Raw genomic sequence first — 10140 nt, 5'->3', positions numbered from 1 at the left:
CTCCCACCCCTTCTCCCCCAACACCTTCCGATAGCGGGCCTCCGCCCCACCGAGCGTGTCCTCCGGCAGCTGCCCCGACACCGCGTGGTGCGTGGCGCCTTCCATGTCGAAGGTCATCGCACGGGGCTCGGACAGCTCCCCGGGCAGCGGAATCCACTCGGGCACCGTCCGCGCCCGCTCCAGCAAACCCTCCACCTGCCCGGCGGACACGAAGACCAGCGTCTCCCCGCCCTGCGCCAGCACCGACACCAGCCGGACCTCCAGCGTCCCCGGGCTCCAGTAGCCCACGTACCCGCCATTCTCCCCATGTGACTGGCGGAGGACGGGCAGCCCGTTGTCCAGCAGCACCTTCTCGTAGTGCGCCAGCACCTGCGCGGGCGTGTCCTGCGTGGAGAACCACGCCACCGCCATGGGCACGCCGGGCCCGAGGTAATCCGTCGCCAGCACCTCCGGACGGCTCGCTCGCGGGTAGGGCGGGAAGTGCGACAGCGCCCGCTCGAGGATGGCCTCCTCGGCCGCGGTGCGCTCCGGCCCACGTGACGAGCCCACCTCGCCGTGCCCCACGAGCTCGGGCGGCTCCCACGCCTCGTCCCGCCCGGCGGAGTCGCGGTACGCGACACGCTCCCAGGAGAAGCCGATGAGGCAGCCCACCACCGCCACGGAGAACAGCAGCGCCGGCACGCGGATGACCGGATGCGAGGCCGACGACTTCAACAGCTCTCCTCCCGGTTGCAGCCCATGTACCAATTGCCCCGGGCGTCGTAGCTCCGCTTGTTGTTGTCCTGGCCCCAGTCCCGCCACTCGCTGCTGAAGTACTTCTCGTCGGACCCCTTCTGCTTGATGGTCTCCTCCGGCGCCGCCGCGCCCTCCCGGTGCGGAATCATGCCGATGCTGGGCTTGCGCGGGTCATCTCCCGGCGGCGTGCTGTCGGTGATGGCCATGCCGTCCGCGAGCAGCTTGTCGTCGATGGCCTCCTGGACGAAGTCGACGGCCTCCGACTGCATGTCCTGGAAGCCCTGATTGCTCTGGTGTTCGTACAGGTGCAGCACGCGCTCGTAGAGGTCGTCCGGGGCGCCGGCCACGTCGGTGGTCTCGGCGGGTCCCTCGCTCGACGTCTGGCCGGGACGGATGTCGACCTGCCGCGTCAGCGCCCAGGTATCCGTGAGGATGGACATGCGCTCCCAGGGCAGCAGGTAGATGTTGCCCTCCGTGCCCCCCGCGTATGTGCCCTTCTTGGCATTGTTGTGGATGCCCGCTCCGCGGTCCTGCTTCTCCCGGGCGAGGTCGACATTGGAGAACTCCGTGAGGAACTCGTGCTGTAGCAGGTAGTTCTGCACGCCGAGCCGCGCCGAGCAGCGGATGAGGCCGCCGCGGCCATACGTGCTCATGTAGCTCTGGTGCTGGTCCACCCCGTACTCCCCCACGCCGCCGCCGAGCTGGCACTCCACCTCCTGGGCGCCGGGGTTGAGCCAGCAGGCGTGGGCCACCACCGATTGGTGGTGCTCCTCGTCGTCCTCGCACTCGGGGCCCTTGCCCGGGCCGAAGCTGTCGATGCCGGACTCGTGGTCGCAGTACATCTGGCGCGCGTAGCCCTGGACCAGCCCGAAGCCCACGAACTTGCCCCCGTCATCCCCCTTCGCGGGAGGGCTGCCGTAGTCCTGGACGGTGTAGTCCCAGATGGTGGTGACCGCGGCCTCCTGCCCCTCCAGCTTGTAGCGCAGCAGGTCGTCCAGGAAGAGCGCGTAGAGGAACACGGGGACGATGACCAGCATGCTCAGGGCCAGCTCCACCGCGGCGGCGCCCCGGGCCGCACGACGATTCCTCGCCTGTCTCACAGTGACACCCCCGGCACCTGGGCCATCTCGGCCGCGTCCGTGTTCCCCGCCGCCTCGAGCACCTTGGCGGCCTCTTCTGGCTTGAAGGGGTGCAGCTTCGCGCGCCAGTAGGGGCCGAAGAGGTTGGGTGCCTCGCGCCAGCCGTTGTCCCCGAAGCGGTGGTAGTAGACGAGCGCCTTGGACATGCTGCGGCCCTCTCCGGCCGCGAGCGTGAGCCGGCCCTCGCCCTGGGCGCCGTGCCGCAGCGACACCGTGGCGGACGGGTTCAGCTCCCAGGGCGCCCGCCCCGTGTCTCCCACCCGGAGCTGCTTCGTCAGGTAGCTGTAGACGCGCGGCTGGCCCCAGTCACGGTCGGCGGACGGGTTGGCGCGGAACTTCATGAAGCAGTTGCCGGACTGGGAGCAGGCCGTCAGCGCCCGGGCATTGACGCCCTCGAACCGGTGCGAGCCGGAGTGCGCGTTGTCGGGCTCATGGTCACCGCCGCCAGCGTCGCTCCAGACCTTGGCCTCGTACTTCGATATCATGACCGCGCTGTGCTTCCACCTGTGGAGGAGGGTGCCCTCCTCCATGGCGGCGATGGTGGTGCCCTCGTTGTCGGACGACTGACCCTGGTCGACGTCGTCCTTGTTCCGCACCGTCTTCGCGGTGCCCACGTGGCGCGTGACCTGGGCGTCGCCCTCGCCGGGGATGTCCTTGAGTTCGTCGAGGAAGTCAGGATGGAGATGCTGCGGGAACTTCGAGCCGCCCTGGGGCGGAACGCGATCCGCCGGCCACTTGGAGCGGCCCGCGTTGGCCACCTCGGTCATGACCCGCGCGCGCGCCCTGACGTCCGTGTTGCCGACGCTGCCCTGGCACTCCAGCCCGTCCACCGCGCAGTTGAACTCGTTCCCATTGAGGCCGCCCACCGCCTCGTTCAGGTCGCTCGCTCCCGGTGAGTTGTCCTCCACCAACTGGGAGAGCCCGTGGCTCTTGCCATCCTTCACCGCCTTGAGCGTCTGCTCGTGGACCTCCTTCTGGGAGGTGTGGAGGTTGTCCACCAGCAGGTCCAGTCCCTCCATGGCGTTGTTGAAGCGGCTCTCGAGGCCCTGGACCTTCTGCCCGTATTCGTCCGACTTGTCGCCGAACTCCTTGGCGATCTTCGCGGCCTCGGCGGCGTGGACGCAGTGCTCCTGGCACCCCTTGCACATGCAGCGGATGATTTCCTGCACCACGAAGCCCAGGAAGTTCTTCTTGCCCGCGGTCATCATGTCGCTCGTCACGCTGGCGGCGACCATGTACGCGTGCAGGCTGTTCATCGCCACGTAGGAGCCGGCGATGGCCCGGTTGCTCACCGCGTAGTAGTTGAGCGCCCGCGCCTCCAGCACCGCCATGGAGTACGCCAGCGCGTCGCTGTGCTGCTGCAGGCTCATCTTCTGGCGCAGCGCATGGCTGAGGTTGAAGCTCAGCGTCACCATCAGCGCGAGCACCAGGAAGCACAGGGCGCTCAGCACCATGGCCTGTCCGCGCCGGGCGCGTCTGCTCAGTACTTGAACGGGAACAGGCATTCGTTCTTCTCCGGCAGGCCGTGCTTGTTCAGATAGAAGTTCGACTGCATCCGCATGTTGTACGTGGCGCGGATGGGCATGATGTAGACGCCCTGCTGGGCTGCGCTCTCGTAGGTGCCGTCCGCTTTCCCGCCGGGAGGCTCCTTGTTCGGCGCCGGCGCGGGTTTCTTGGGCATCCGCAACACGGACGGGATTTCACGCCCGCGGGCCGCCTGGTAGATGACCCAGTCCGCGAAGGGGATGACCATCCGGTAGTTGAACGTGACCTGGATGCGCAGCTTGGTGCGGTGGCTCTGACGCCACCCGGTCGGCGCGGTGTTCTTCGGGTCGTCGAAGTCGAACTCCGGCGAGTTGGCGGGGATGTCCTCCTGCGTGGGCCCGCAGATGGTGACCTCGGCGTACTTCAGACCGACGCCCGCCATCTGGTTGTTCCCCACCTCGTTCCACTTGGTCTCGAACTCCTGCGAGCTGCCCACGGGCCGGATGACTTCGAAGCCGTCCGCGCCTCCCGTCCGGCTGCTCACCATCGGCATCAGGACGGCGAGCGCGGCCTTCTCCATCACCTCCACCTTGGCGTTGTGCAGGGAGCCGGCGCGCACGGCCTTGTAAGCCGCGTACTTCGTCATCAGCCGCGCCTGGTGCATCAACCCGAGCTGCAGGATGCCCAGGATGAGGAAGACGAACAGCGGTAGGACGATGGCGGCCTCGACAGCCGCCTGACCGGATTGCGCCCCCATGCGCATGTGGCACCCCCGCCTAGACATGGGCGGAAGCTATCCGGGGTTTCAAAGAGGGAGCAATCCGCACTCTGGCCGCGCCCGAGCACGCCCCCCGACCCACCGGGTCAGGGATTTCTCTTAGCCCTGGAATGACGACTGCGGTGTAGCTGAGTTTTAGCAGTCATTTCAAAATCCAAGAGTGTAATTCATGACACTGAATTGCAGATGAAGCCGGACCTCTGGCTCCGGTGGGCCTGCGTGCCGCCCGCCCGGCTGCTCACCGGCGCTTCACGATTTCCTGGATGAGCTCCACGTAGCGGCGGTTCTTCGGGTTGAGCTTGAAGGCCTTGCGGAAGGCATCCTCCGCCACCGCCCACTGCCCCTCGCCCTGGGCCACCTCGCCCAGGAAGGCCCAGCCCTCCTCCATGCCCGGCTCCTGGCGCACCACCTCCTGCAGCTCCTGGAGCGCCAGGCGCCCGTGGGCCTCGGGCTTCATGAGGTAGCGCGCGAAGGCGCGGTGCGCCTGGTACAGCGGCTTCGGGTCGATGTCGCACGCGTACTCGAAGTACTCGAAGGCGCCCGCGTAGTTGCGCGCCTGCAAGCGGCGCTTGGCTTCCTCGAACTGTGTCGTCGCGTCCAGGAGGTCCGTGCGGATGCGGAACTGCTCCGCCGTGCTCGGCCGCGTCGTGCCGCGCTCCTTCTCGCGCTGCGCCGCCCGGCGCTTGCGCCACAGCAGGTTCTGCTCCGCGTCCGACAGGGCGCCGAAGGCCTTCGCGTACGCGGCCAGCAGCGACTCCGCCTTCTCGCGCAGCTCCGGCGTCTGGAAGCGCAGCGGCGAGTGCCGGTCCGCCAGGGCGAAAAAGGCCTTGCGCAGCGGCACCGGCTGCACGTCCTCGGGCACCTCCAGGAGCGTGAAGGGGTCCTTGCTCCGGTGCGCGAGGAAGGCGCTCACCAGCGCGTCGCGCGCGGCCACGTCCTCGTCGGAGAAGGGCGTGCCCTGCGGCTGCGGCGCGGCCGGCGCGGGGGCCTCCGCGGGCACCACCACCGGCTCGGGCGCGGGAGCCGGGGCGGCGGCGGCCAGCTTCGCGGCGCGCTCGTCCACGTCCTCCACGAAGCCTGCGACCTCCAGCAGGCACAGCGCGTACAGCCGGCGCAGCACCGTCTCCGTGTCGAAGCTGGTGCGCTCCATCAATTCATTGAAGGTGGGGCGCTGGCGCAGGGCCTGGAACAGGCGCGCGTCCTTGGACGACAGCTTCAGCCCGGCGTCGACGCCCGGCATCTGCCCGAAGCGACGCTCGTCGGTGAAGGTGAAGTGGGTGGCCACCGCGTCGAAGGGCATGACGTTGGCCACGCCGGTGAGGATGAGCTGCCCGGTGTTCATCCGCACGCTGGCGTCCGGGGAGTCCACGTCGGCGATGAGGCGGTACTTCGCGTCCGTCCACCGGAAGCAGTCCAGCAGCTTGTGCGCGAGGTTGGCCTGGAGCTGCTTGTAGAGGTCGAAGGGGCTGATGAGGCCCTTCTGGATGAGCAGCGCCCCCATCTGCAGGCCCGAGGAGATGCTCTCCGCCAGGGCCTTCTGGTAGTCCACCTCCGTCAGCTTCCCCTTCTCCACGAGGAACTTGCCCAGTGTCTCGTGCAGGAGGTTGGACTGGCAGCCCACCGGCGAGCCGTCCTCGAAGACGATGCGCTTCTCGCGCTGGCGCACCTTCAGCTCCAGCGTGCAGGTGCGCTCCTCCACCATCAGGGAGTGCAGGAGCAGGGGGAAGGGCGTGTCCTCCAGCGTCCCTTCTCGTTGGCGGAGCACCTGCGACGGCGTGGGGAACATGGGGTGGACCTTGCTCGGTGGGGAGTCCGGGAGTGGCTACAGCCTACCGCTCCTCGCCCAGGTCTTCTTCCAGCCCCGAGGCGGAGGGCGCCTGCTCGTAGTAGCGGTTGTACCCGGGGGAGCGCGGGGCGAGGTCCATCCGACCCACCACCGTTCCGACGGCACCCAGCACCACCGCCAGCATCGCCGCGTACATCAGCGGCCGGCTGGGGCGCGCGCGCCATGCCCACTTGCGCTCGCGGCGGCGCTGGAAGCGCGGCGCCACGGCGTAGTCATTCCACGCCAGCTCGCGCGCCCGCTTCGCCTCGTCCGCCCGCCCCGCCTTCGCCAGCGCCTGGGCCAGGAGGTAGCGCCCCTCCACCGAGCCGTGCCGCACCGCGCAGAAGCGCTCCAGCGCCTTCACCGCGCCTTCCACGTCCCCGCGCTTCAGCCGGAAGCGGCCGCGCTCCAGGTGGATGGCGCCCAGCTTGAAGTCCGCCTCCAGCTTCTCCGCCTCGTCCAGGAGCAGCTCGCCGCGCTGCGCGTCCCCCGCCCCCAGGTAGGCCACGCCGAGCAGGTACAGCGTGTCCACGTCCTCGTCGCCCGCCTCCAGGTTGGGCTTGAGGATGTCCACGGCTTCCGCGTACCGCTTCTGCGCCACGCGGATGTCCGCCAGTTCGTGCCGCGCCCGGCGCTCGTGCGGGTTGGTGAGGATGACACCGGCCAGGTGCCCCGCGCGCTGGAAGCGCTTGAACAGCCGCACCGGGCTGGGCAGCAGCTGCCACGTGAAGTGGTCCATCACGAAGACGAAGACCAGCATCAGGCCCAGCGACAAGAACGGGCTGCCGGTCAGCAGCGTCAACCCCATCCACAACATCCACTTGCTCATTCGCCCCTCGAAATCCCTAGAGCAGCCGCGCGCACACGGCGCTGTGCACGTCCGCGCCCTTCTCCGTCAGGGCCAGCCGCCCGTCGCGCAGCGTGGCGAAGCCGTGCTCCACCAGCCGCGCCACCTCCGCGCGCCGCGGCGCCACCGGCTGGCCGTACCGCTCGCACACCGCCTCCCAGTCCACCCCCGACACCAGCCGCAAGCCCATGGCCAGCCGCTCCGCGAACAGCTCCTCCGGCCCCAATTCCTCGCGGGTGTCCTCGGGAAGCCGGCCGGCCTCCACCTCCCGCAGGTACTTCTCCGGGCTGCGCAGGTTGACGTACCGGTGCGGCTCGGGCTCCAGCAGCATGCCCGTGGCCCCCACGCCCAGCGCGAGGTACTCGCCGCCCGTCCAGTAGAGCGCGTTGTGCCGCGAGCCGTAGCCCGGCCGCGCGTGGTTGGACACCTCGTAACGGTGCAGCCCCGCCGCGCCGTACACCTCGCGCACCAAGCGGGCCATGGCCACCACCTCTTCGTCCGGAGGCAATTCCAGCTCGCCGCGCTTCAGCTGCTTCGACAGCGGCGTGTCCACCGCCAGCACGTCGCGCTCCACCGTCAGCGCGTACGTGGACAGGTGCTCCGGTTCCAGCGCCACCGCGCGGCGCGCGTCCGCCTCCACCTGCGCCACCGTCTGCCCGTGCACGCCGTAGATGAAGTCCATGGCCACCACGGGGAAGCCCGCCCGCCGCGCCGCGTCCACCGCGCCCTCCACCATGGCCGCGTCGTGCGCGCGACCCAGCGCCTTCAGCGTCTCCGGCTGGAAGGACTGCACCCCCAAGGACAGCCGGTTCACCCCGGCGGCGCGGTAGCCCGCGAAGCGCTCCGCGTCCGCGCGCTCCGGGTTGCCCTCCAGCGAGACCTCGACCTTCGGCGCCACCGACAGCCTCGCGGCGAGGCCCTCCAGCACCTGCGCCACATAGCGCGGGTGCCACAGCGAGGGCGTGCCGCCGCCGAGGAAGATGGACTCCAGCGGCTTGTGCCGCAGCGCCGGCAGGGCGGCCAGCCGGGCGTCCAGCTCCGCCAGCACGGCGTTCGCGTAGCGCTCCTCGGGCACCTGCTTCGCCACCGCCACCGCGAAGTCGCAGTACGGGCACTTCGCCAGGCAGTACGGGAAGTGCAGGTACAGCCCGAAGCGGGCTGCCTGCATTCCAGTCAGCGGGTCCACTGGCGCGTCGAAGGGCATGAGGGGGAAACCTCTACTTCTTGCCCTTCAATTGCGCCTCCAGCTTGGCGATCTTCGCCTTGTAGCCAGCCGCGGCTTCGAGCGCTGTCTCGGCCGTCACCAGCTTCCGCTTCAGGTTGGCTATGTCGGCCTTGAGCTCCTCGCGCTCCGCCTCCCAGCCGGACGGCGCGCTCGTGGCCGCCGCCCCGGCGAGCTTCTCCTCGAGCGCCGCGCGGGCCTCCTGCTCGGCCTGCAGCTGGGCTTCCAGCTGGGCCAGCTTCGCCTCGGCCTCCGCGCCCACCTTGCCGGACGCCGCGTTCTGCGACTTGGCCGTCTGGAGCGCGCCCTCCAGCATCTTCACCTGCTGCTGCAGGCGCTCGGCCTTGTCCGCCTCCGAGCGCGCCGCGGACAGCTCCTCCTGGAGGTCCGCCAGCTTCGCCTCCAGCTCCGACTGCTTCGCCTCGGCGCCGCCCTGCCCCTCCGCCAGCGAGTCCACCCGGGCCTCGGCCTCGGCCGCCCTCACCTGTGCGTCCGCGCGCTCGGCCTCCGCCGCCTCGCGCCGCACCTGCTCCAGCGACAGCGACTCGCGGGCCTGCGCCGCCTCGGCCTGCGCCTGCGCCAGCGCGCCCTGCAGCCGCGTCAGCTCCGCCTCGCGCTGCGCGGACGCGGTCTCCAGCATGGACACGCGCGCGGCCAGCCCCACGCGCTCGGCGTCCTTGGTGGCGACCTTCATCTCCGTCGCGGCGAGCTGCTTCTTCAGCTCCTCGCGCTCGGCCTGGGCCGCCTCCACGGCGCCGGACAGCTCCGACACCTTGGCCTCGGCCTGCTGCACCGCCTCGCCCAGCGCCGCCGCGTCCGACTCCATCCGGTCGCGCAGCGACACCTGCTCGACCTCGGCCGCCTCCAGCGCCTCCTTCAGCGCCGCGATTTCACCCTCGGCCGTCTGGGCGCGCTCGCTGGCCTGCGACAGCCCCTCTTCCAGGGCCTGCGCCCGCTCCGCCGCCTTGGAGACCTCCGCCTCCACCCGCTCGTTCGCCTTGGCCAGCTCCGCGGTGCGCGCCTCCAGCGCCTGGCGCAGCACGGGCAGCTCCGCGGCCTCCGTGGTGCGCGCGGTGAGCGCCGCCCGCAGGCCGATGATTTCGGCGTCCTTCAGCGCCAGCGCCCGCTCCAGCTCCGCCACCTGCCCCTGCAGGGTGCGCAGTCCGTCCTCCACCACGGACAGCTGCTTGCGCGCCTCGTCGCGCTCCGACTCCAGCGTGCGCGCCCGGGCCTGGGCCTCCTCCAGCGAGTTCTTGGACCACTCGCTCTCGCTCTCGATGGCGCTCAGCCCGGCCTGGGCCTCGGCGAGCGCCGCCTCCAGCTGCGCGGTGCGCAGGGTGAGCGAGTCCTTCTCCGTGTTGGCGGCCTCCAGCTCCCCACCCAGCCGCTCCACGTCGGCGATGGCCTGCTGGTACTGCTCCTGGACCGCCTCCAGCGCGCCCTGGGACTCGGACTTCTCCGCGGCCAGCTCCGCCACGCGGTCCTGCGCCAGCGACAGCGCCTCCTTGGCGCCCACCAGCTCCTCGGCCACCGCGCCGCGCGACTCGCGCTCCGCCTGGAGCTCCGCGGTGAGGCGCGGGACTTCGGACTCCACCTCCGCCAGCGCGCGGGACAGGTCCTTGCGGTCCGCCTCCGCCGAGGCCAGCTCCGCCTCCAGCGAGGCCACCTTCGCCTCGGCCAGCTCCGCGCGCTGCTCCGCGCGCGTCAGCGCGTCCGAGGCCTGGGTCAGCTTCGCCGGCGCGTCCTTCACCGCCGCCAGCTGCGCCTTCGCCTCGGCGGCCTCCTTGCGCGCCAGCGTCAGGGACTGCTTCGCCCCGGTCAGCTCGCCGTCCTTCTCCGCGTACAGCGTGCGCGCGCGGGCCAGGGTCTCCGTCTTCTGGCGGATGACGGCCCGGAAGTACTCCAGCTTCTCCTCCGGGGAGCCCCCCATGGGCATCCGGGCTTCCGGCGGCTCATTGAAGGGGTCGCTCCCGGGCACCCGCACGGCGCGTGCCGCCGGGGCCGTACCCGTGGCGGCAGCCGCGGACAGGGAGGCCGACGGGGAGGCAGGCGCGGACGTGCCGGCCGGAGCGGCGGCCGGGGAAGCGGCCGGGCGGCGGGGGGGCAGCG

At 70.7% G+C, this 10140-nt stretch carries 8 protein-coding genes; all 8 read right to left on the bottom strand.

Translation table 11 applies throughout. From position 1 onward, the window contains the following. On the bottom strand, positions 1 to 714 hold a 714-nt coding region (locus tag HG543_RS47045), incomplete at its 3' end, for a hypothetical protein (protein WP_169351509.1). Continuing rightward, the gene (locus tag HG543_RS47040) at positions 711 to 1772 is read right to left on the bottom strand and encodes a hypothetical protein (protein ID WP_169351508.1); all 1062 of its coding nucleotides are present in this window, start codon (positions 1770 to 1772) and stop codon (positions 711 to 713) included. The genes HG543_RS47045 and HG543_RS47040, both read right to left, overlap by 4 nt. A 59-nt stretch (positions 1773 to 1831) precedes the next feature. Continuing rightward, positions 1832 to 3328 (bottom strand): hypothetical protein, encoded by a 1497-nt coding sequence (locus HG543_RS47035; RefSeq protein WP_246357802.1) that lies wholly within the window; start codon positions 3326 to 3328, stop codon positions 1832 to 1834. 26 nt (positions 3329 to 3354) lie between these two features. Next, positions 3355 to 4122 (bottom strand): TadE/TadG family type IV pilus assembly protein, encoded by a 768-nt coding sequence (locus tag HG543_RS47030; RefSeq protein ID WP_371876547.1) that lies wholly within the window; start codon positions 4120 to 4122, stop codon positions 3355 to 3357. 253 nt (positions 4123 to 4375) lie between these two features. Beyond that, a complete protein-coding gene (locus HG543_RS47025; protein ID WP_169351506.1) occupies positions 4376 to 5923 on the bottom strand; it encodes a DUF4388 domain-containing protein in 1548 nt (515 codons plus the stop codon). Between the two features lie 43 nt (positions 5924 to 5966). Continuing rightward, entirely contained in the window at positions 5967 to 6791 is an 825-nt protein-coding gene (locus tag HG543_RS47020) for a tetratricopeptide repeat protein (RefSeq protein WP_169351505.1), read from the bottom strand. Between the two features lie 16 nt (positions 6792 to 6807). Beyond that, the gene (gene hemW, locus HG543_RS47015; RefSeq protein ID WP_169351504.1) at positions 6808 to 8013 is read right to left on the bottom strand and encodes a radical SAM family heme chaperone HemW; all 1206 of its coding nucleotides are present in this window, start codon (positions 8011 to 8013) and stop codon (positions 6808 to 6810) included. 13 nt (positions 8014 to 8026) lie between these two features. Next, the coding region (locus tag HG543_RS47010) for a coiled-coil domain-containing protein (RefSeq protein ID WP_169351503.1) at positions 8027 to 10140 on the bottom strand (2114 nt) is incomplete at its 5' end.

This window comes from Pyxidicoccus fallax, from assembly GCF_012933655.1.
Taxonomy (GTDB): Bacteria; Myxococcota; Myxococcia; order Myxococcales; family Myxococcaceae; genus Myxococcus; species Myxococcus fallax.
This window is presented reverse-complemented; position numbering and strand designations above follow the sequence as displayed.

Bases quoted from the DNA above. Each gene is read 5' to 3' on its own strand.
- HG543_RS47035 (WP_246357802.1), bottom strand. From the start codon at position 3,328: ATGGTGCTGAGCGCCCTGTGCTTCCTGGTGCTCGCGCTGATGGTGACG.
- HG543_RS47020 (WP_169351505.1), bottom strand. From the start codon at position 6,791: ATGAGCAAGTGGATGTTGTGGATGGGGTTGACGCTGCTGACCGGCAGC.
- HG543_RS47030 (WP_371876547.1), bottom strand. From the start codon at position 4,122: ATGCGCATGGGGGCGCAATCCGGTCAGGCGGCTGTCGAGGCCGCCATC.
- HG543_RS47040 (WP_169351508.1), bottom strand. From the start codon at position 1,772: ATGCTGGTCATCGTCCCCGTGTTCCTCTACGCGCTCTTCCTGGACGAC.
- hemW (WP_169351504.1), bottom strand. From the start codon at position 8,013: ATGCCCTTCGACGCGCCAGTGGACCCGCTGACTGGAATGCAGGCAGCC.
- HG543_RS47025 (WP_169351506.1), bottom strand. From the start codon at position 5,923: ATGTTCCCCACGCCGTCGCAGGTGCTCCGCCAACGAGAAGGGACGCTG.